Genomic DNA, 21,464 nt, shown 5'->3' with positions numbered 1-21,464 from the left:
GGCGCGCTTGCTGCCGTCCGGGCGCAGCGTCGCGATCGGCGTGCCGTTCCTGTGGCTGACGATTTTCTTCGCGCTGCCGTTCGTGCTGGTGCTGAAGATCAGCTTCGCCGACCTGATGCTTGGCATTCCTCCCTATACGCCACTGACAAGCGTGGAAGCCGGCATGGTTCACGTCGTGCTGTCGCTGAAGCACTACGCGCTGTTGCTGAACGACGACCTCTACCTGAACACGTACGTCAGCTCGCTGAAGATGGCCGCGCGCTCGACGCTGCTGTGCGTGCTGTTCGGCTATCCGATTGCGTATTTCATCGCCCGCTCGGCGCCGGCGCGCCGCAACCTGCTGATGATGGGCGTGATGCTGCCGTTCTGGACGTCGTTCCTGATCCGCGTGTACGCATGGATCGGGATCATGAAGGACGACGGCCTGCTGAACCACGCGCTGTCGGCGCTCGGCCTGATCGCGGCGCCGCTGCGGCTGTACCACACCGATACCGGCGTCTACATCGGGATGGTCTATTCGTACCTGCCGTTCATGGTGATGCCGCTTTACGCGCATCTCGTGAAGATGGACCTGACGCTGCTCGAAGCCGCCTACGACCTGGGCGCCACGCCGTGGTCCGCGTTCTGGCGCATCACGCTGCCGCTGTCGAAGAACGGGATCATTGCCGGCAGCCTGCTGGTGTTCATCCCGGCGGTCGGCGAATACGTGATCCCGGAACTGCTTGGCGGCGCGAACACGCTGATGCTCGGCCGCGTGATGTGGGACGAGTTCTTCAACAACATGGACTGGCCGATGGCATCCGCGGTGACGGTGACCATGGTGCTCGTGCTGCTCGCGCCGATGGCGGCCCTCCATTACTACCGGGCCGACGAGGAGGGCCGGAAATGATCAAGGCGAATCGCATCCTGTCCGCCGGCGTGCTGACCGCGGGCTTCCTGTTCCTGTACATCCCGATCATCAGCCTCGTCGTGTATTCGTTCAACGAATCGAAGCTCGTGACCGTGTGGTCGGGCTTCTCGCTGAAATGGTACGGCGCGCTGCTGCACGACGACGAGCTGCTGACGGCCGCGTGGCTGTCGCTGAAGATCGCGTTGCTGACCGCCACCGCGTCGGTCGCGATCGGCACCTGGGCCGGCTTCGTGCTCGCCCGCATGGGGCGCTTTCGCGGCTTCACGTTCTACGCGGCGATGATCAACGCGCCGCTCGTGATTCCCGAAGTGATCCAGGGGATCTCGCTGCTGCTGCTGTTCGTCGCGATGCAGCAGCTGTTCGGCTGGCCGGCCGGCCGAGGCCTGCTGACGATCTGGATCGGCCACGTGATGCTGTGCCTGTCGTTCGTCGCGGTGATCGTGCAGTCGCGCGTGAAGGAGCTCGACCGCTCGATCGAGGAAGCGGCACTCGACCTCGGCGCGAAGCCGCTGAAGGTGTTCTTCGTGATCACGCTGCCGCTGATCGCGCAGGCGCTGGTGTCCGGCTGGCTGCTCGCGTTCACGGTGTCGGTCGACGACGTGATCCTGTCCGCGTTCCTGTCCGGCCCCGGCTCGACCACGTTGCCGCTCGTCGTGTTCTCGCGCGTGCGCCTCGGCCTCAACCCCGAAATGAATGCGCTCGCGACGATGTTCATCACCGTCGTGACGATCGGCGTCGTCGTCGTGAATCGCATGATGCTGGCCCGCGAGCGCAGGCAGGCGCGCGACACGCGCGCGTGGCTCGCGGCGTCCGAGCCGGACGGCGAGCCGATCGCTGCCGCTCGTTCGCCAGCGCACCGGGCGAGCGCGGCCCTTCGGCCCGACCCCGCACCGCATCCATCGAAGTGACCAACGACAAGACGTGACGCATCACAAGGAGACTTTCCATGAAGAAGAGGTTGCTCTGTGCGCTGGTGGCAGGGGCGCTCCCGGCGCTGGCCGCCGCGAGCCCGACCGGCGAGCAGATCAAGGCGCTGCAGGCGCAGATCGTCGCGCTGCAAAAGCAGATGAAGGAGATGCAGGCGCAACTCGGCGCGAAGCCTGCCGGCGCAGTCGCCGCGGCTGCCGCCCCGGCGCCGGCGCCGGCGAGCGCGACCGCTGCCGATCCATCGTCGCCGGGCTACGGCCAGGCCCCGGCGGTGCTGACCAACGACGACCTCACCGAGATGAAGCAGCAGGTCGCGAACCAGCAACTGAAGGTCGATGCGCTGACCGACGCGGCCCGCACCGGCCCGATCGCGGGGCTGTCGGTCACGGGCTATCTCGATCCGACCTACCTGTATAACCGCGGCGCGGGCACGTCGTCGTTCCAGTTCGCGAACCACGAGAACGCGTACACCTACTACAACAGCACGTTCGGCGACGTGTTCCTCGACATCAAGAAGACCTTCGGCGTCGGGCCGACCGCGCCATCCGCGGAAATCACGCTGATGCCGAACCGCGGCGCGGGCCTGTCGATGATGACGGGCAGCGGCGCGAGCGGCCTCGACATCGTGAACACGGCGGTCGTCACGGTGCCGCTGTCGGGCACGACCGCGTTCGTCGGCGGGCTCGTGCTCGGCTTCGGCGGCTACGAGTACCAGCAGTCGAACCAGATGCTCACGCTGACGCACAACCTGCTGTACGACTTTTCCGATCCGGGCTCGTCGATCGGCGCGGGCGTCAACTACCAGAGCGCGGACGGCCACTGGGCATGGAAGTTCTTCGTCGGCAACGAGCAGTTCCGGAGCGCGGGCGCGGTCACGCAGATTGGCGTGAACGCGTTCGGCGATCCGATCTCGACGAGCAACAAGGTGCCGACCGTCACCGCGCGCGTCGATTACATGCACGGCAGCGCGCTCGACGTCGGCGGCTCGATCAACATCGGCCGTCAGACGTTGCCGAGCGCGTTCGATCCGGCGACGGGCAGCGTACGGTACGGCGTCGGCGGCAACGCGCCTAGCGCCTACGGCGCGTTCTTCTTCGGCGAAGTGGATGCGACCTATACGCTGGCCGACGCGCAATACAACGCGGAGTTCGACTACGGCCAGCAGCAGCACGGCGCGTTCAACGGCGGGCTCGCGCAATGGTTCGGGCTGTCGCTGCTCGCGCATCGCAAGTTCAACCTGCCGGTGGTCGGGCGCATGGGCGCGACGGTGCGCTACGACCTGCTCGTCAACCGCAAGAACGGCGGCGGCGGTTCGTCGATCGGCCTGAACGGCAACGGCATGGATCCGTTCAACGGCTTCGGCATCGACGCCGACTGCCTGGCGATGTCGAAGGCGAATGGCGGCGTCGGCTTCGAATGCAAGGGGGCGACCCGGCAGGCCGCCGCGTTCGACCTGCTGTTCTATCCGACGCAGCAAGTGACGGTGAAGGTCGAGTATCGCCACGACTGGGCGAGCAACAAGGTCTTCCTGCGTCACGACGGTTCGTATGGAAAGTCGAACGACCTGCTCGCGACACAACTCATCTACTCGTTCTGATGCGAGGCGGGCGCCGGGCCGCGAAGGCCGGGCCGGTGCCGCTCGCGAATCCTATCCATGCTCAAAGTCGAAAACCAGGCACACGTGCCGTCGTACTACGCGGCTACCGCGAACGACCGCACTTATCACCCGCCGCTCGATGCGGCGGTTTCCGCCGACGTCTGCGTGATCGGCGGCGGGCTCACGGGCCTGTCCGCCGCGCTGGAGCTCGCGGAACGCGGCCATTCGGTCGTGCTCGTCGAGGCGTCGAAGATCGGCTGGGGCGCAAGCGGGCGCAACGGCGGCCAGCTGATTGCCGGCTATGCGTGCGACATCGATACGTTCTCGTCATACATGCCTGAGGAGGACGTACGGCGCGTATGGGCGATGGGGATCGAATCGGTCGACATCGTCAGGCAGCGGGTCGAAAAGCACCGGATCGATTGCGACCTGACGTTCGGCTACCTGACTGCCGCGAACAAGCCGCGCCACGTCGACGCGCTGCGCGCGTGGCGCGATACCGCCGTGTCGCGCTTCGGCTATCGCGCGTACGACTACATCGAGCGCGGCGACATGCATCGCTTCGTCGCGTCGGATCGCTACCTCGGCGGGCTCTACCACGCGGGCAGCGGCCATCTGCATCCGCTCAACTACACGCTCGGCCTCGCGCGCGCGGCGCGCGAAGCAGGCGTGGCGATCCACGAGGACACGCGTGCGCAAGCGGTCCGCAAGACCGCGCACGGTCATCAGGTGACGTGTGCGCGCGGGCATATCGACGCGCGCTACGTCGTGCTCGCCGGCAACGCGTATCTCGGCCGGCTCGCGCCGGCGCTGGCACGCAAGATCATGCCGGTGGCGACGTACCTGATCGCGACCGAGCCGCTCGGCGATGCGCGCGCGGGTGACGCGATGCCGGCCGGCGCGGCGATCTGCGACTGCAATGCGGCGCTCGACTATTTCCGGCTGTCGAAGGACCGCCGGCTGCTGTGGGGCGGCAAGGCGAGCAGCTCGATGAGCACGCCGCGCGATCTCGCCGCCGCGATGCGGCGCGACATGCTGAAGACGTTTCCGCAACTGGCCGACGTACGGATCGACTACGCATGGGGCGGCGTCATCGACGCGACGATGAACCGCGCGCCGCATTTCGGCCGGCTCGAACCGACCGTGTACTTCGCGCAGGGATTCTCCGGACACGGCGTCAACGTCACGGGGCTCGCGGGCCGGCTGATCGCGGAAGCGATCGACGCGCAGGCTGCGCGCTTCGACCTGTTCGGCAGGATCCGCCACCGCGATTTCCCGGGCGGATCGCTGCTGCGCACGCCGATGCTGATGCTCGCGATGGCGTGGCACCGGATGATGGATGTGCTGTGAACCAGCGCGGGCTGGCCGCTCCGGCCGCGCGCTATCCGAATCGCTTTGAACTTTGCATACGCTGGAGGCATACATGACGGACATCACGAATCTCGTCGACCTGATTCAGGACCCGGCCGAGCTGATCCAGAGCCGCGTGCCGCGCGGACTGCTGCTGGCCGGCAATCCGATGCAGACGCTCACGCGTCACTACATCAGCCCGTGCGGGCAGTTCAGCTGCGGCATCTGGGAATGCACGCCCGGCCGCTGGACCATCGAATACGACGAATCCGAATACTGCGAAATGCTGAGCGGCGTCGCGATCGTGCGCGACCGCGACGGCAACGAGCGCGTGCTGCGCGCCGGCGATCGCTTCGTGATTCCGCCGGGTTTTCGCGGCACCTGGGAAGTCGTCGAAGCGTGCCGCAAGATCTACGCATCGCACGCGCCGCAGGCCGGAACTTCGCTCGCGTAGCGTGCGGGTCCGGCCGGTTACGTCAATTATCGAGATCAACGAGGAGCATCAGATGACTCAAGAGTTGTGGCGCCTGAGCGCGGTGGAAATGGTCGAGCGCGTCGCGCGGCGCGACGTGTCGTCGACGGAACTTACGCGAAGCTGCCTGCAGCGGCTCGAGCAGGTGAATCCCGCGATCAACGCGATCGTCGACGTGCTTGCCGACAGCGCGCTGCACGCGGCGGCGCAAGCCGATGCGGCGGTTGCGCGGCGCGAGCCTGTCGGCCCGCTGCACGGCGTGCCGGTAACGGTGAAGATCAACGTCGACACGGCAGGGTGCGCGACCACGAACGGCGTGACCGCGTTCAAGGATCTGCTCGCGCATGATGACAGCCCGGTCGTCGCGAACCTGCGCAAGGCCGGCGCGATCGTGATCGGGCGGAGCAACGCGCCGGCGTTTTCGTATCGCTGGTTCACCGACAACGACCTGCATGGCCGCACCGCGAATCCGTGGAACGCGCAGCTGACGCCCGGCGGTTCCAGCGGCGGCGCGGCGGCGGCGGTCGCCGCCGGGATCGGCGCGATCGCGCACGGCAACGATCTCGGCGGCTCGATCCGCTATCCGGCGTATGCGTGCGGGGTCGCAGGGCTGCGGCCGAGCAGCGGGCGTGTGCCCGCGTACAACCCGACGCAGGCGAAGGACCGGACGCTCGCGGTGCAGCTCGCATCGGTGCAGGGGCCGCTCGCGAGAACGGTCGGCGACCTGCGGATCGCGCTCGATGCGATGGCGGGCGGCGATGCGCGCGACGCGTGGTGGATGCCGGTCGCGCCGGTCGGTCGCGCGCCAGCGTCAGCCTTTCCTGCGCGCGTCGCGGTATGTGCGGAGCTGCCGGGCGTCTGCTCCGACACGGTTGTCGTCGACGCAATCAGGCAGGCCGCGCGCTGGCTCGAAGACGCGGGCTGCATCGTCGAGGAAGCCGTGCCGCCGCTGGTCGACGAAGCCAGCGCGCTGTGGCTGGACCTCGTGACCAGCGAAGCGGGTGCCGGGCTCGGCGACGTGATCATGCAGCACGGCGACGCCACGATCCGGACCGCGTTCGCGAGCCAGCGCCGCCTGGCCGCACCGCTCGACATGGCCGGCTACATGAACGGTCTTGCGCGGCGGACCGGTTTGCTGCGGGACTGGCAGCAGTTCTTCGCGCGCTATCCGCTGCTGCTGATGCCCGTGTCGTGTGCGCGGCCGTTCGCGATCGATGCGGACCAGCGCGGCGACGATGCGGTGCGCCACATCCTCGACATGCAGGGGCCTCTGCTTGCGACCGCGCTGCTCGGGCTGCCTGGGCTGTCGGTGCCGACCGGCGTGCGAGATGGCGTGCCGACGGGCGTGCAGCTCGTCGCCGGACGCTTCCAGGAGGCGCTGTGCCTTGCCGCGGGCGAGGCGATCGAGGCGCGCGCGGGCATTTTTACGCCGATGGATCCGGTGGCCGGCACGGCGATGCATCGCGCCGGGTAAGCCGATACCGGTGCGCAAGGCCGGCATGGCGGTGCCCGATTCGTCGATATGCCGCATGCCGGCCGGCAAGTGCCGACTTATGAACCACCGTTTTTTTGCTGGAATCCTGATGAATAACAGAACGTTTGCAGATTGGCAGGCCGGGGCCGCGTCGCTCGACATCGACGGGCGCGCATTCATCGACGGCGTGCTGCATGGCGCCCGAAACGACAGGACCTTCGCCTGTGTGAGCCCGATCGACGGCCGTGTGCTCGCGCAGGTTGCCGATTGCGGCGAAGCGGAGGTCGACGCGGCCGTGGCGGCCGCCCGCCGCGCGTTTGACGCGCAGGTCTGGGCCGGCATGAATCCGCGTGACCGCAAGGCCGTGCTGCTGCGCTGGGCCGCGCTGATGCGCGAGCATCTCGACGAACTGGCGTTGCTCGAGACGCTCGACGCGGGCAAGCCGATCGGCGACACGACGGCCATCGACGTGCCGGCCGCCGCGCATTGCGTCGAATGGTATGCGGAGGCGATCGACAAGGTCGGCGGCGAAGTCGCGCCGGCCGACCGGCATCTCGTCGGGCTCGTGACGCGCGAACCGGTCGGCGTCGTCGCCGCGGTGGTGCCGTGGAACTTCCCGCTGCTGATGGCCGCGTGGAAGTTCGCGCCGGCGCTGGCCGCCGGCAACAGCGTGGTGCTCAAGCCGTCGGAGAAGTCGCCGCTGACCGCGCTTCGCGTCGCGCGGCTCGCGCATGACGCAGGCGTGCCGCCCGGCGTATTCAACGTCGTGCCGGGCGGCGCCGAGCCGGGCAGGCTGCTCGCGCTGCATCGCGACGTCGACTGCATCGCGTTCACGGGCTCGACGCGCACCGGGCAGCAGATCATGGCCTGCGCCGCGCAATCGAACCTGAAGCGCGTGTGGCTCGAGCTGGGCGGCAAGTCGCCGAACATCGTGCTGCCCGATTGCCCCGATCTCGATCGCGCGGCGAAGGCGGCGGCCGACGCGATCTTCTTCAACATGGGCGAGGTGTGTACCGCGGGTTCGCGCTTGCTCGTGCATCGCGACATCAAGGACGCGTTCGTCGCACGCGTCGTTGATGCTGCGCGAGCCTATGCGCCCGGGCATCCGCTCGATCCGTCGGTGACGATGGGGGCGATCGTCGACCACGTGCAGCTCGATCGCGTGATGGGGTACATCGCCGCAGGGCGCGCAGAAGGCCGGCTCGTGACGGGCGGCGCACGGGTTCGGGAGGAAACCGGCGGCTTCTACGTGGAGCCGACCGTGTTCGAAGTCAGGCCGAATGCGAAAGTGGCCCGCGAGGAAATCTTCGGGCCGGTGCTGTCGGTGATCGAATTCGATGATGTCGACGATGCGGTGCGGATCGCGAACGACACCGAATACGGGCTCGCGGCGGCGGTGTGGTCGGGCGATCTGACGACGGCGCACGAGGTGGCGAGGCGCCTGCGGGCGGGAACCGTCTGGGTGAATTGCTACGGCGAAGGCGGCGGCGACATGAGCTTCCCGTTCGGCGGCTACAAGCAGTCGGGCAACGGCCGCGACAAGTCTCTGCACGCGCTCGACAAGTACACGGAGCTGAAGTCGACGATCGTTCGGCTGCGGTAGGGCGACGCCGACGACGCCGTTGAAACCTGGCCGTTCGATCATTGAGAAAGGATCGAACGGCCAGGTGCAGGCGAAGATGCAGAAAAGTCCGTCAGTGCATTCCAGCGCGAAGTGTCGCCGCGGGATCAGGCGTGTGTCAGGGTCGCGCCGAGACGATTGATGTAGCCCTTGAGCTTCGGCAAATCGTTACAGATTGTCTCAAACACTGTGCGGTAATTGGTATCCCAGAAGCGGTGGATCATCCGGTCGCGCATCCTCGCGGCCTCCGTCAGGTTGGCGAGCAGATCGTATTCCTTCGTCGATACCTGCTCGATGCCGTCCGGGTGGCGCGCAATCAGGCGCTTGGACGCTTCGCCGATGATCAGCAGACGGTAACACGCTGCGTCCTGCTCTTTCCGCACGAAACCAGCGAACCCGCGAGCCAGCTGTGTTCCAAGGTACTGCGCGATGCATTCGATCGAGAACGGGATGTCGCCGCAAAACTCGATACCCGTCCTCATTCGTTTTCCGGCAGCGGGCTGATCGGCGGCCGGAAGCCGCGACGCTGCACCGTGATGTCGTAATCGTCGTCTGTCACGACGAACGCTTTCAGTCCGAGCTTCTCTTCGATGTTGATCATCACCCTGCTGATATCGAAGAGCGACACGTCTCCGACCGGCTCGAGCAAGAGCGTCACATCGTAGTCGGGGTCGTCGTAATCGACGACGCGCGGGTTCGTGAAACGGCGTGCCGACACGATCTCGCGGATAGCGGTGGCATGTTGGCGCAACAACGCGACTGGAATGGGCATCTTCGCTCCTGTCAGGGTTTCTCGGTCGAACTCGATGTGAAGTGTCAGAGTTGTGCTGACGGTTCGATTATGAGCAGCCCTGACAGAATCGACCAGTCCGCCGAATGGCCAGACCGGTCGCAGCCGTCGTCTACCGGTGCAGCGTCATCCGGCGCCTTTCCCCGCCTCACCGGATTTCCTTGACGAACGCCGCGAGCGTCGCCACCGCTTCATCCACATACCGCGGCACGTCGTACATCGACATGCGGTTCGCGCCTTCGACGATATGGAAGTGCTTGTGCTTGCTCGCGGCCCGGGCGTCGACGTCATCGCTTATCCACTTGCCGCACGCACGCCGTGTTGCACTGCGGTACGGCATCCAGGTTCCGTGGCCGCTGCGGCATGCGCCGGATTTCGCTACGGATTGCCTGGCCCAGGGCCATTCCCGCGACGCTTGACCAGCCCATTTTTTCGCTGCCGCCGGCCGTTCTGTCCCCCAACTTCCGCACCGTTCGCCCGCCACAGGGCAAAATACGGGTTTTGCGCCCCCGCGAGGGGGCCGGAATGGCGCGCCCGGCCGGCGCTGCGCGAGTGTCCGCGCGCCCCGTGCCCGCCGCCCAGACAAGCTTGCTCGCCACGTCGCGAGCCCACAGGAGTCCAAGCCACATGCCCGAATCCAACCTGTCCTTCTTCGGCCGGCTGTCGCTTGCCGTCGGCACGTTCTTCTCCGTGCTCGGCAACCGCGAGTTCGCCGCCGGCGTGCTGCGCGTGCGCGACGGCGCGCCCGTTGCCGCGCCGCCGGCGCCCGCCGCCGCACCCGTGCCGACGCCCGCACCCGCACCCGCACCCGCGCCCGTGAAAGCCGCCGCGCCCGAACTGCGCGAAGCGAGCCCGCAGGCCGCGCTGCAACTGCTCGGCCTGCTGCAGCGCGATGCGCGCTTCATCGACTTCGTCGAGGAAGACATCGCCGGCTACGCGGACGCCGATATCGGCGCGGCTGCGCGCCTCGTGCACGACGGCTGCCGTTCGGCGCTGCGCGAGCACTTCACGATCGTCCCGGTGCGCGACGAGGCCGAAGGCAGCCGCGTGACGCTGCCGGCCGGCTTCGACGCGACGGCCGTGCGTGTGACGGGTAACGTCGTCGGCGCGGCGCCGTTCTCCGGCATCGTCAGCCATCGCGGCTGGCGTGTTTCCGACGTGCGCCTGCCGAAGCTGACCGGCAGCCACGATGCGTCCGTGGTCGCACCGGCGGAGGTGGAACTGTGAGCGATTCCCGTTATTCGATCGGTATTGACCTCGGCACCACCCACTGCGCGCTGTCGTACGTCGACACGGCAGCAAGCGACGGCGAGAAAATTGCGCAGCAGGTGCTGTCGATCGCACAGCTGACCGCGCCCGGCGCGCTCGAATCGCGCGACCTGCTGCCGTCGTTCCTCTACCTGCCGCATGAAAGCGAGCTGACGCAGGGCGACCTGACGCTGCCGTGGTCCACGTCGCGCAATTTCGCGGTGGGCGAGATGGCGCGCAGCCGCGGCGCCGGCACGCCGATCCGCCTCGTGTCGAGCGCGAAGAGCTGGCTGTGCCATCCGGGCGTCGACCGCCGCGCGGCGATCCTGCCGAGCGACGCGCCGCCCGAGGTGTCGCGCGTGTCGCCGCTCGAAAGCTCGATCCGCTACCTGACGCACCTGCGCGAAGCGTGGGACCACGCGCATCCGGACGCGCCGTTCGCCGACCAGGACGTGACGGTCACGATCCCCGCGTCGTTCGACCCGGCCGCGCGCGAACTGACCGCCGAGGCCGCGCGCGCCGCGGGCTATGCGCGGATGACGCTGCTCGAGGAGCCACAGGCCGCGCTCTACAGCTGGATCCAGAAGAGCGAGGGCGGCTGGCGCAAGCAGGTGAAGGTCGGCGACCTGATCCTGTGCGTCGACGTCGGCGGCGGCACGACCGACCTGTCGCTGATCGCGGTGGTCGAGCGCGACGGCAATCTCGAACTGCATCGCGTCGCGGTCGGCGAGCACATCCTGCTCGGCGGCGACAACATGGATCTCGCGCTCGCGCACGTCGTCGCGCGCAAGCTCGCGCAGCAGGGCACGCAGGCCGATCCGTGGCAGCTGCGCGCGCTCACGTACGCGTGCCGCGCCGCGAAGGAGACGCTGCTGTCCGACCCGTCGACCGACGCGGTGCCGCTCGTCGTGCCGAGCCGCGGCTCGAAGCTGATCGGCGGTTCGATCCGCACCGAGCTGACCCGCGCGGAACTCACGCAGACGATCCTCGAAGGCTTCTTCCCGCAGGTCGACGCGGCCGCGCGCCCGATCAGCCGCGCGCGTGTCGGTCTCACGCAGCTCGGCCTGCCGTACGCGCAGGATGCTGGCATCACGCGCCATCTCGCGGCGTTCCTCGGCCGCCAGGTCGCGGCGCTCGACACGCTCGAAGGCGGTGAGCACGCGCTCCCGGCAGGCGCGACGTTCCTGCACCCGACCGCGGTGCTGTTCAACGGCGGCGTGTTCAAGTCGTCGCTGCTGACGCAGCGCGTGCTCGACACGCTGAACGGCTGGCTTGCGTCGGAAGGTTCGGCGCCCGCACGCCTGCTCGAAGGCGCGGACCTCGATCTCGCCGTCGCACGCGGCGCCGCGTACTACGGCTTCGTGAAGCGTGGCCGCGGCGTGCGGATCCGCGGCGGCACGGCGCGTGCGTTCTACGTCGCGGTCGAATCGGCGATGCCCGCGGTACCGGGGCTCGAACCGCCGGTGCAGGCGCTGTGCGTCGCGCCGTTCGGGATGGAGGAAGGCACGAATGCCGCGTTGCCGCCGCAGGAATTCGGCCTCGTGGTCGGCGAGCCTGTGCATTTCCGTTTCTTCGGTTCGTCGGTGCGCCGTCAGGACCAGGTCGGCACGCTGCTCGACTACTGGTCGCCGGAGGAGCTGCAGGAGCTCGAGGAAATCCAGGCGACGCTGCCGGCTGACGGCCGCACGGTCGGCGAGATCGTGCCCGTGAAGCTGCACGCGCGCGTGACCGAAGCCGGCACGCTCGAGCTCGAGGCGATCCCGAGCGGCACCGACGAGCGCTGGAAGGTCGAGTTCGACGTGCGCGGCGCCGCCTGAGCGCGATGAAGCGCTATACGGTCGGCATCGACCTCGGCACGAGCAACACGGTCGTCGCGTACGTCGAAGCGGGCGCCGATGCGATCCGCGTGTTCGACGTCGAGCAGCTCGTCGGGCCGGGTGCGGTCGGCGCGCAGCCGCTGCTGCCGTCGGTGCGCTATCACCCGGCGCCCGGCGAACTCGCGCCGGACAGCCTGCGGCTGCCGTGGCAGGCTGTCGAGGCGGGTGGCTCGGCTGGTTCGCCAACCGCCGCCGCCGCGCCGCCGGCCGTGATCGGCCGGTTCGCGCGCACGCTCGGCGCGCAGGTGCCGGGCCGGCTCGTGACCAGCGCGAAAAGCTGGCTGTCGCATGCGTCGGTCGACCGGCTCGCGCCGATCCTGCCATGGGGCGCGGCCGAAGGCGTCGCCAAGGTGTCGCCGGTCGATGCGAGCGCCAGCTATCTCGCGCACGTGCGCGACGCGTGGGACGCGCATTTCCCGGACGCGCCGCTCGCCGAGCAGGACGTGATCCTCACGGTGCCCGCGTCGTTCGACGACGGCGCGCGCGCATTGACGGTCGAGGCTGCGCGTCTCGCGCGGCTGCCCGCGCTGCGGCTGCTCGAAGAGCCGCAGGCCGCGTTCTACGACTGGCTGTACCGCCACCGCGCGTCGCTGCGCGACACGCTCGCCGATGCGCGGCGCGTGCTGATCTGCGACGTCGGCGGCGGCACGACCGACCTCACGCTCGTCGACGTGACGCTCGGCGCCGACGGCGAGCCCGCGCTGACGCGGATCGGCGTCGGCAATCACCTGATGCTCGGCGGCGACAACATGGACCTCGCGCTCGCGCGGCTCGTCGAGACGCGCCTGACCGAGCCCGGCGCGCGGCTGTCGGCCGCGAGCCTGTCGCAGCTCGTCGAGCGCTGCCGCGCGGCGAAGGAGCGACTGCTCGGCGACGATGCGCCCGACGCGGTCACGGTCACGCTGCTCGGCGCGGGCAGCCGGCTCGTCGGCGGCGCGCGCTCGGCGGAACTGACGCGGCAGGAAGTCGAGCAGATCGTCGTCGACGGTTTCTTCCCGCAGGTTGCGGCGGACGACCTGCCGCGCCGCACGCGCAGCGCGATCGTCGAGTTCGGGCTGCCGTATGCGAGCGATGCGGCCGTCACGCGGCACGTCGCGGCGTTTCTCGCGCGGCACGCGGAAGGCCCGCTGCCCGACACGCTGCTGCTCAACGGCGGCGTGTTTCGCGCGGGCGCGCTCGCCGGCCGCCTCGCGCAGACGCTCGGCGCGTGGCGCGGGCAGCCGCTCAACGTGCTGCACAACGATCAGCCGGACATCGCGGTCGCGCGCGGCGCGGTCGCGTACGGCCTCGCGCGCGCGGGCTACGCGCCGCGCATCGGCGGCGGCTCGCCGCGCAGCTATTTCCTCGTGCTCGACGACGGTGGTTCCGAAGAGCGTGGCGTGTGCCTGTTGCCACGCGGCACCGAAGAGGGCCACGAGATCCGGCTCGACGAGCGCACGTTCGCGCTGCAGCTCGGGCAGCCCGTACGCTTTCACCTCGTGTCGACGGTGGCCGATACCGCGTACCGGCCCGGCGACCTCGTCACGCTCGGCGATGGCGATTTCGTCCGCCTGCCGCCGATCGCGACGGTCGTCGAACGGCAGGACGCGCGCGGCGCGCACGAAATGCCCGTGAAGCTCACGGCATCGCTGACCGAAGTCGGCACGCTCGAGATGCACTGCATCGCGACCGGCGATGCGGCAGCGCGCTGGCGGCTCGAATTCCAGTTGCGTGGCGATGCGGCTGCCCAGCGCGACGCGGACACGCCGGTGCGCCATCCGCGGCTCGACCAGGCGATCGAGCTGATCGACCGCTCGTTCGGCAGCCGCGCGTCTGACGTGACGCCGAAGGACACGCGCCGGCTGCGCGCGCAGCTCGAGCAACTGCTCGGCCCGCGCGAGGACTGGGACGTCGCGCTCGCGCGCGAGCTGTTCGATGCGCTGCTTGCGCGTGCCCGACGGCGAAGGCGGTCGGCCGATCACGAGCGCGCGTGGCTGAATCTCGCCGGCTATTGCGTGCGTCCGGGCTTCGGGCATCCGCTCGATGCGTGGCGCATCGAGCAGCTGTGGCCGCTGTTCGACGACGGCATCCAGTACGTGAACGACGCGCAGGTGTGGTCCGAGTGGTGGACGCTGTGGCGGCGTGCGGCGGGCGGGCTCGACGACGACGCGCAAGGGCAGGTCCGCGACGCAATCGCGTTTCTCGAACCCGCCGACGGCAAGCGCCGCAAGCTGCCGTTCGATCCCGACAAGGTCGGCCCCGCGGACATGACGCGGTTGTCCGCGTCGCTCGAGCGGCTGCCGGTCGAGCGCAAGATCGAACTCGCCGAACGGCTGATCGCGCTGCTGCAGAAGCCTGCCGAGCGCACGCTCGGCGCGTGGGCGCTCGGCCGCATCGGTGCGCGCCGGCCGTTCTACGGCAGCGCGCACGGCGTGGTGCCGGCCGACGTCGCGAGCGGCTGGCTCGATGCGCTGTTCGCGCTCGACTGGAAACAGGTGGAGCCGGCCGCGTTCGCGGCGGCGCAGATCGCGCGGATGACGGGCGACCGCTCTCGCGATGTGCCGCCTGACACACGCGACGCGGTGGTCCGGCGGCTCACGGCGGCCAGTGTGTCGGCGACATGGATCGCCATGGTGCGCGAGGTCATCGAGCTCGACGCGGCCGACACGGGGCGGGTGTTCGGCGAATCGCTGCCGGCGGGGTTGAAGCTGTTGGTGGAGTAAGAGGGCGGCCATCCATCCGGCCGCAGTCCATCGGGCTACGCGCCCCCGCTTTTGCCGGAATACCCCTGCCGCATGGCGAACAAGCGGCGCGCCGGCCACGACAGACACCGGCGCAACCAGGGGAACGTCAAGCTTGCCGCCGCGCGAGATGAATCCCGGCCAGCATGCAGCGCACCGAGCCGCCGGCCAGTTCGATCGTCGGCACGTCGAGCGGCAGCAATCGCGCCGAGCGCTCGATCAGCTCACGCTGTTGCGGGCTCAGGCAGTCGAATGCGCGCCGCGACAGCGCGAGCACGCGCGAGTCGCGCCCGGACAGTTCGAGCGCATTGCCCGCGAAGTTCGCGATCTGCGACGAGTCGAGCGCGACCACCGTGCGGCCCGTCTCGGTCAGGCGGCGCCGGATCTCGTCGCGACGCTTCGGATCACTGATCAGATCGAGGCCGACCAGCGCGAATTCGGTCGCGACGCTCATCATCACGTTCGTGTGATAGATCGGCCGGCCGTCGGCGTCGGCCGTATCGAAGCACATCGGCTCGAAGTTGAAGTGCGTGCAGAAGCGTTCGAGCCCGACCGGATCGGCGCGGCGCGAGCGCGCGGTGTAAGCGATGCGTGCAACGTGGTCGAGCACCATCGCACCGGTGCCTTCGAGGAACACGTCGTCGTATTCGAGGCCCGAATAGTCGATCACGTCCTGCACGCGGTATTCGGCCTTCAGCATCTCGATCACGTCCGCGCGCCGTTCGCGGCGGCGGTTCGGGCTGTACATCGGATACAGCGCGACGTGCCCGCCCGGGTGCGTCGAAAACCAGTTGTTCGGAAACACGGAGTCGGGCGTGTCGCGTTCGCCGTGGTCGTCGAACACGTGCACGCGTACGCCGGCGTCCGCGAGCGTCTGCGCGGCGGCCGTGACTTCGTCGCGCGCGGCGGCGGACACCGCGTGCGTGTCGCGTTCGCCGCGCGCGCCGGCGGTGCGCTGGAACGCGTTGTCGGCGGCGGTTTCGGGGTTCGGCAGGAAATGGTGCGGCCGGATCATCACGACGGCGGCCGGCGCCTGAATCGATACGAGGTTCATCGCAAGCAGAAGCGAAGGGCAAAGGGCGGTGCCGCGCGCACGCGGCACCGGCTCGGGTCAGCGCGCGAACGCGGCGACGGCGTCGGTCACGAAGGATGCGTGGCTGTGCGCGATCGCGGACGGATCGTCGATCAGCGCGAACAGGTTCTTCGGATCGACGGCCGGCGGGATCAGCGCGATCTCGACGCCCGCGTTATGGTGCTGCGCGAGCGTGAACAGGTAGCGCAGCGCGGAATAGTCCTCGAGCGCGAAGCCGACCGAGTCGAACACGGTGATCTGGTCCGCGCTGTCGCGGCCGCTCGTCTCGCCCTGCAGCACGCGCCACAGCTCGGTCACCGGGAAATCCGCCGGCAATTGCTGGATGTCGCCCTCGATGCGCGATTGCGGCTCGTATTCGACGAACACGCGGCCCGCGCGCAGCACGTCCGCATGCAGCTCGGTCTTGCCCGGGCAATCGCCGCCCACCGCGTTCAGGTGCATGCCCGGTTCGATCATGTCGGGCGTGATGATCGTCGCGTACGCCTTGTCGGCGGTCACGGTCGTCACGATGTCCGCGCCGCGCACGGCGTCGGCGGTCGATGCGGCGCGCACGACACGCAGCGCCGGATAGGCGGCGAGGTTCTGCACGAGCTTGTCGGTCGCCTGCGGGTCGACGTCGAACACGCGGATCTCGTCGATGCCGAGCAGCGTATGGAACGCGATCGCCTGGAATTCGCTTTGCGCGCCATTGCCGATCAGCGCCATCTTGCGTGCGTCCGGACGCGCGAGCGCTTTCGCTGCGAGCACCGACGTCGCGGCGGTGCGCAGCGCGGTGGTCAGCGTGAGTTCGGCAAGCAGCAGCGGGTAGCCGGTATCGACTTCGGCGAGCGCGCCGAACGCCATCACCGTGTGCATGCCGCGCGCCGCGTTGACGGGGTGGCCGTTCACATACTTGAACGCGAACAGCGACGCGTTCGCGACCGGCATCAGCTCAATCACGCCGTCGCGCGAATGGCAGGCGACGCGCGGCGACTTGTCGAACTCTGCCCAGCGAAGGTAATCGGCGTGCAGCGTGTCGACGAGTTCGCTCAGAAAGCGTGTGACGCCGGTCTGGGCGATCAGGCGGGCGGTGGCGGGAACGTCGAGGAAGCGGGTCATGGGTCTGTCTCCTGTATCGAGTATCGACCAGTGTTGGCGCGCGAGCGCCGACTCCGGTTCTGTGCAAGGCAATGGGCGCGGCACGGCGGGCCGCGCGATACAGACATTATTTCCGGGACACCAGCCAACAAATAGCCAGCAAAAGTGGCAGATTTATCGATAAACTGAGCAGAATGTCAGTCGCATAAGGCAATGTGTCCGGTTTGCGCTGGCCAACCGCGGCGGCGCGCGGCACGCTTGCAGCTCGCTCACTACTCACCGGAAAGGCAGGTCTGATGATTACCCTCGACGACGTCGACCGTCAGCTCATCGCACTGCTGCGCGACAATGCGCGGCTGTCGGTCGTCGCGCTCGCGAAGCAGCTGCGCGTCGCGCGCGCAACCGTGCAGAACCGGCTGACGCGGCTCGAAAAGCATGGCGTGATCGTCGGCTACACGGTGAGGCTGAAGCCTGCGGCCGAACGGCACCGGATCCGCGCACTGATGTCGATCGCGGTGCAGGGCAATCGCGCGGCCGAAGTGGTCAAGGTGCTGCGCGGGCATCCGAACGTCGCGACGATTCACAGCACCAACGGGCGCTGGGATCTGGTCGCGGAACTGCACGCGGATTCGCTCGAGCACTTCGATCGCGTGCTGGGCGCGATCCGGCTCGTCGACGGGATCGCGAATACTGAGACGAGCATTTTGCTGTCGACGCACAAGGCGTGACGCGCATGGGGGCGCGCCGCGACAGCGGGCGGCGCGCGCGTGACGGTGTTCATGGTCGAGCAGAACGCGAGCCTAGCGCTCGAGATCGCGCATTTCAGGCGGCCGGGTGTCCTCGCGTTGCACCTGTGTCGTCGCCACCCGCGCTCCCCCGCGCCCGCGGAAACGCCAGCACGACCGCGAACCCGCCCGCATCCGGAAACGCGAACCCGACGCTGCCGCCGTGCGCCTTCATCACTTCCTGCACGATCGCGAGCCCGAGGCCCGAGCCGGTGCGCCGTTCGGTGCCGTCCGGCGCGATGCGCACGAACGGGCGCAATGCGGCGTCCCAATGTTCACGCGGGATGCCGCGGCCGTTGTCGGTGACGGTCAGCGTCACCGCATCGTCCGCGGTCGCGACCGACACGACGATGTCGTCTGCATGCCCGTGCAGCAGCGCGTTGTGCAGCACGTTCGACAGCGCTTCCTGCAGGCTGATCGCGTCGCCGTCGATCCACGCGTGCGGCGCGTCGCTCGCGAACGCGACCGCGACGTCGCGCTCGTCGGCGAGCGGGATCGTGTGCCCGAGCACTTCCTTCGCGAGCCCGACCAGCTCGACCGGCTGCAACGGCACGACTTCGGTACGGTGGATCACCATCGCGTGATTCAGCAACTGGCCCGTGAGGCGCCCGACGTCCGCGCAGGTCGCACGCAGCGCATCGAGCCGCGCCGCCTGGCGCGCCGCGTCGGCATCGCCGCCGAGCAGCTCGATCTGCGCGTCGAGCCGCGCGAGCGGCGTGCGCATCTGGTGCGCGGCATCGGCGATGAAGCGCTGCATCGCGGCTATCCGTTCCGCGAGCCGCCGCATCAGCCCGTTGATCGCGCCGATGATCGCGTCGATCTCGCTCGGCGTATCGACGGCCAGCGGCCGCAGATCGGCGGGATCGCGCGCGGCGATGATCGTCTCGATCTGCGCGAGCGGCCTCAGCCCGCGCCGGATCGCGAGGCCGCTCGCGCCGATTGCGAGCACGCTCATCAACAGGATCAGCGTCCACACCTTGAAGCTCATGTCGTTCGTCAGCGCCTGTCGCGCGTTCGTCGTCTGCGCGACGGTGACGAGCGCCCAGCCGGGCGTGCGCTCCTCGGGCATGTAGCGCGCGATGGTTGCCATCCGGATGTGTTCGCGCTGGTACGTGCCGTTCGCGAACGCGGGGCCCTGTTTCGCGGCGGCGAGCGTCGCCGGGCTTGCGAGATCGTTGTAGCCGGCGACGACGATGCCGCGCGAATCGACGACCTTGTAGTAGACGAGGTCGTAGCGCGACAGCGTCGGCAACGCGGCGACCGGCGGATTCAGCGCCAGCACGCCGCCCTGCACGTAGAGGTTCTCCGCGACCTGGATCGCCGCGCCGGCGAGCAGCTGGTCGTACGCGCGCTCGGCGGCGACGCCGGCGTAGTAGCGCGCGATCGCCGCAAGCGCGAGCGCACCCGTCGCGACGACGAGCGCGACGAACAGCAGCGTGCGCCCGAACAGCGTCTTCGGAAACCAGTCAATGCGCGGCAATCTGATACCCCATCCCGCGCGCGGTGCGGATTTCAACCGAGCTGCCCGACAGCTTCCTGCGCACGCGCGTCACGTACTGCTCGACCGCGTTCGCGCTCGGCTCGTTGCCGAAACTGAACAACTGGTTCAATAATTCGTCCTTCGAGAAGATCCGCTGCGGCCGGCTCGCGAGAATCTCGAGCAGCGCGAATTCCTGGCGCGACAGCGACAGCGGCTTGCCGTCGAGTTCCGCGAGGCGGCTGCTGCGGTCGATCACGAGGCCGCCGAGCGTCAGCACGTCGTTCGCGTGGCCGCTGTTGCGGCGCAGCAGCGCCTGCACGCGCGCGTCGAGTTCGCGGTAGTCGAACGGCTTCACCAGATAGTCGTCCGCGCCGAGCCCGAGGCCGCTCACGCGATCGTCGATCGCCGAGCGCGCGGTGACGAGCAGCACCGGCGTCGTGCTGCCCGACGCGCGCAGGTTGCGCAGGATCGCGAAGCCGTCCATCGCGGGCAGCATCACGTCGAGCACGACCAGATCGAAACGTTCGACGCCGAGCAGGCTGTTCGCGGTCGCACCGTCGGTCTCGAGGTCCACCGCGTGGCCGAGCCGCGTCAGGCGGCTGCGGATTGCCGCGCCGATTTCCGCGTCGTCCTCTACGACGAGAATGCGCATGGTGCCGTCCTGCCGATTCGTTGGATTAGGGGTTTTCCCGGGGAAGGGATGTCAGCATTTTCTCAGACTCGCTCGATAACCTGTGTACAGCCGACGAATGCAAAGACGGCATTAATACCAGAGGAGACGGCAACATGCAGCAGGCCACGAGCGAAACGGGAGCGCGGCATCGCGCTGTGATCGCATGTGCCTGCATGACGCGTGATGCTGCGGGCGTCGCGTCCGCAAACACGTTGCTGCCGACGGCCCGCGCGGCGGGAGCGCACGCATGACGCCGTCGATGCCCCGCCGCGCGTTCGTTTTTGCAGGTCTCGCTGGCGCGCTCGGCGCGGCGCTCGCGCCGTCGCTCGTGTTGTCGAAGCCGCGCACGGTGCGGATTTCGAAAGGCTACGGCGTGCTGTACCTGCCGCTGCTCGTGATGGAGAAAGCGCGGCTGTTCGAGCGGCACGCGGCACGGCACGGCGTGAGCGACGTCGGCGTCGACTGGGTGCTGCTCGACGGCGGCAACTCGGTGAACGACGCGATGATGGCCGGCACGCTCGATTTCGCGGGTGCCGGCGCGCCGGGCTTCATCGAACTGTGGGCGCGGGCGCGCGGGATTCCGAACGTCGAGGTGATCGGCATCAGCGGGCTGTCGACGACGTCGCTGTCGCTGAACGCGAACCGCCCCGGGCTGCGCGCGCTTGCCGACTTCACGCCGTCCGACCGGATCGCGGTGCCGGGCATCCGCACGTCGCTGTCGGCGGTGGTGCTGCAGATGGTCGCCGCGAAGCTGCTCGGCCAGAAGCGGTTCGCGCACCTCGATTCGATCACCGTGAACCTGCCGCATCCGCAGGCGATGCAGGCGCTGATCCGGCACGAGAACGGCGTCACCGCTCACTTCACGTCGCCGCCGTTTTCGACGCTCGAACTCAGGCAGCCGGGCATCCATCGTGTCGTCAATTCGATCGACGTGCTCGGCCCGCTGACGCTCGACGTCGTGTTCGCGCCGAAGCGGCTCGTCGACACCGAGCCGGCGCTCGTTGCCGCCTTCCTCGACGCGCTCGACGACGCAAACCGGCTGATCGCGCAGGACCCGCGCGCGGCTGCAGCGATCTACGTCGCCGCATCCGGCGTGGGCGTGTCGCATGACGACGTGATGCAGATGCTGGCGGCACCCGAGACGCGCTTTTCGGTGAAACCGAACCAGCTGATGGACTACGTCGATTTTCTCTACATGGCCGGCACGATCAAATCGAAGCCGCACGCGTGGACCGACATGTTCGTGCCGATGCTCGACGGCTTCAGGCCGTCGTGAGCGCGCGCCCCGGCCCGCCGGACGAATGACCGGCGCCGCGCGATCGAAGGACGCGGTGCCCGACCCGACACAATCGATACAACCGACACCACCG

Annotated in this window: 19 protein-coding genes; 12 read left to right on the top strand and 7 right to left on the bottom strand. The window is 68.6% G+C overall.

The genetic code is table 11. The annotated features are described in order from the left end of the window. From ACV22Z_RS32280 to ACV22Z_RS32250, 7 genes are all read left to right on the top strand, one after another. The coding region (locus tag ACV22Z_RS32280; RefSeq protein WP_448080298.1) for an ABC transporter permease subunit at nucleotides 1-889 on the top strand (889 nt) is incomplete at its 5' end. After that, complete coding sequence (locus ACV22Z_RS32275; protein ID WP_448080297.1) at nucleotides 886-1,818, top strand: ABC transporter permease subunit; 933 nt, start codon at nucleotides 886-888, stop codon at nucleotides 1,816-1,818. The genes ACV22Z_RS32280 and ACV22Z_RS32275, both read left to right, overlap by 4 nt. Before the next feature lie 38 nt (nucleotides 1,819-1,856). Beyond that, a complete protein-coding gene (locus ACV22Z_RS32270) occupies nucleotides 1,857-3,434 on the top strand; it encodes a DUF3138 family protein (RefSeq protein ID WP_448080296.1) in 1,578 nt (525 codons plus the stop codon). Between the two features lie 57 nt (nucleotides 3,435-3,491). Next, nucleotides 3,492-4,784 (top strand): NAD(P)/FAD-dependent oxidoreductase, encoded by a 1,293-nt coding sequence (locus tag ACV22Z_RS32265; RefSeq protein ID WP_448080295.1) that lies wholly within the window; start codon nucleotides 3,492-3,494, stop codon nucleotides 4,782-4,784. A gap of 73 nt (nucleotides 4,785-4,857) precedes the next feature. Further along, nucleotides 4,858-5,238 carry a cupin domain-containing protein gene (locus tag ACV22Z_RS32260; RefSeq protein WP_448080294.1) on the top strand — a complete coding sequence of 127 codons (381 nt, stop codon included), beginning with the start codon at nucleotides 4,858-4,860 and terminating at the stop codon, nucleotides 5,236-5,238. A 52-nt stretch (nucleotides 5,239-5,290) separates the two neighbouring features. Further along, the gene (locus tag ACV22Z_RS32255; protein ID WP_448080293.1) at nucleotides 5,291-6,730 is read left to right on the top strand and encodes an amidase family protein; all 1,440 of its coding nucleotides are present in this window, start codon (nucleotides 5,291-5,293) and stop codon (nucleotides 6,728-6,730) included. Nucleotides 6,731-6,839: 109 nt separating this feature from the next. After that, a complete protein-coding gene (locus tag ACV22Z_RS32250) occupies nucleotides 6,840-8,333 on the top strand; it encodes an aldehyde dehydrogenase (protein WP_448080302.1) in 1,494 nt (497 codons plus the stop codon). Nucleotides 8,334-8,458: 125 nt separating this feature from the next. Here ACV22Z_RS32250 and ACV22Z_RS32245 read toward each other — a convergent pair whose 3' ends face one another. The 3 genes from ACV22Z_RS32245 to ACV22Z_RS32235 all read right to left on the bottom strand — a co-directional run bounded on the left by ACV22Z_RS32245 (nucleotide 8,459) and on the right by ACV22Z_RS32235 (nucleotide 9,481). Then, nucleotides 8,459-8,833 carry a HepT-like ribonuclease domain-containing protein gene (locus ACV22Z_RS32245; RefSeq protein ID WP_448080292.1) on the bottom strand — a complete coding sequence of 125 codons (375 nt, stop codon included), beginning with the start codon at nucleotides 8,831-8,833 and terminating at the stop codon, nucleotides 8,459-8,461. Further along, nucleotides 8,830-9,123: a hypothetical protein gene (locus ACV22Z_RS32240; RefSeq protein ID WP_448080291.1), complete on the bottom strand. Its 294-nt coding sequence runs from the start codon at nucleotides 9,121-9,123 to the stop codon at nucleotides 8,830-8,832. Before ACV22Z_RS32240 ends, ACV22Z_RS32245 begins: the two co-directional genes overlap by 4 nt. A gap of 166 nt (nucleotides 9,124-9,289) precedes the next feature. Next, nucleotides 9,290-9,481, bottom strand: coding sequence for a hypothetical protein (locus tag ACV22Z_RS32235; RefSeq protein ID WP_448080290.1), 192 nt, complete (start codon nucleotides 9,479-9,481; stop codon nucleotides 9,290-9,292). Nucleotides 9,482-9,768: 287 nt separating this feature from the next. Here ACV22Z_RS32235 and ACV22Z_RS32230 point away from each other — a divergent pair, with 287 nt between their 5' ends. From ACV22Z_RS32230 to ACV22Z_RS32220, 3 genes are read left to right on the top strand one after another with little or no spacing between them, the layout of a single operon-like run. Beyond that, on the top strand, nucleotides 9,769-10,368 hold the full coding sequence (locus ACV22Z_RS32230) for a DUF2760 domain-containing protein (protein ID WP_448080289.1): 600 nt from the start codon (nucleotides 9,769-9,771) through the stop codon (nucleotides 10,366-10,368). Further along, complete coding sequence (locus ACV22Z_RS32225; protein ID WP_448080288.1) at nucleotides 10,365-12,206, top strand: Hsp70 family protein; 1,842 nt, start codon at nucleotides 10,365-10,367, stop codon at nucleotides 12,204-12,206. Before ACV22Z_RS32230 ends, ACV22Z_RS32225 begins: the two co-directional genes overlap by 4 nt. Nucleotides 12,207-12,211: 5 nt before the next feature. Further along, a complete protein-coding gene (locus tag ACV22Z_RS32220; RefSeq protein ID WP_448080287.1) occupies nucleotides 12,212-14,968 on the top strand; it encodes an Hsp70 family protein in 2,757 nt (918 codons plus the stop codon). 127 nt (nucleotides 14,969-15,095) lie between these two features. On the opposite strand, the gene ctlX is transcribed toward ACV22Z_RS32220, so the two are convergent. Together ctlX and ACV22Z_RS32210 are read right to left on the bottom strand one after the other, a co-directional pair. After that, nucleotides 15,096-16,040, bottom strand: coding sequence for a citrulline utilization hydrolase CtlX (gene ctlX, locus ACV22Z_RS32215; RefSeq protein WP_448080286.1), 945 nt, complete (start codon nucleotides 16,038-16,040; stop codon nucleotides 15,096-15,098). 57 nt (nucleotides 16,041-16,097) lie between these two features. Then, the gene (locus ACV22Z_RS32210; RefSeq protein WP_448080285.1) at nucleotides 16,098-17,177 is read right to left on the bottom strand and encodes an ornithine cyclodeaminase; all 1,080 of its coding nucleotides are present in this window, start codon (nucleotides 17,175-17,177) and stop codon (nucleotides 16,098-16,100) included. 275 nt (nucleotides 17,178-17,452) lie between these two features. Between ACV22Z_RS32210 and ACV22Z_RS32205 the strand changes: the two genes are divergently transcribed. Continuing rightward, entirely contained in the window at nucleotides 17,453-17,884 is a 432-nt protein-coding gene (locus ACV22Z_RS32205; protein ID WP_448080284.1) for an Lrp/AsnC family transcriptional regulator, read from the top strand. A 94-nt stretch (nucleotides 17,885-17,978) separates the two neighbouring features. Here ACV22Z_RS32205 and ACV22Z_RS32200 read toward each other — a convergent pair whose 3' ends face one another. Continuing rightward, nucleotides 17,979-19,421, bottom strand: a complete 1,443-nt coding sequence (locus tag ACV22Z_RS32200; protein WP_448080283.1) for a sensor histidine kinase — start codon at nucleotides 19,419-19,421, stop codon at nucleotides 17,979-17,981. Then, nucleotides 19,408-20,073, bottom strand: a complete 666-nt coding sequence (locus ACV22Z_RS32195) for a response regulator transcription factor (protein WP_448080282.1) — start codon at nucleotides 20,071-20,073, stop codon at nucleotides 19,408-19,410. Before ACV22Z_RS32195 ends, ACV22Z_RS32200 begins: the two co-directional genes overlap by 14 nt. A gap of 268 nt (nucleotides 20,074-20,341) precedes the next feature. Here ACV22Z_RS32195 and ACV22Z_RS32190 point away from each other — a divergent pair, with 268 nt between their 5' ends. Continuing rightward, the gene (locus ACV22Z_RS32190) at nucleotides 20,342-21,370 is read left to right on the top strand and encodes an ABC transporter substrate-binding protein (RefSeq protein ID WP_448080281.1); all 1,029 of its coding nucleotides are present in this window, start codon (nucleotides 20,342-20,344) and stop codon (nucleotides 21,368-21,370) included. The last annotated feature ends 94 nt before the right edge of the window (nucleotides 21,371-21,464 follow it).

The organism is Burkholderia sp. PU8-34 (assembly GCF_053427725.1).
Note: the sequence above shows the minus strand (reverse complement) of the source record. Positions and strands in the feature narration are given on the sequence as shown.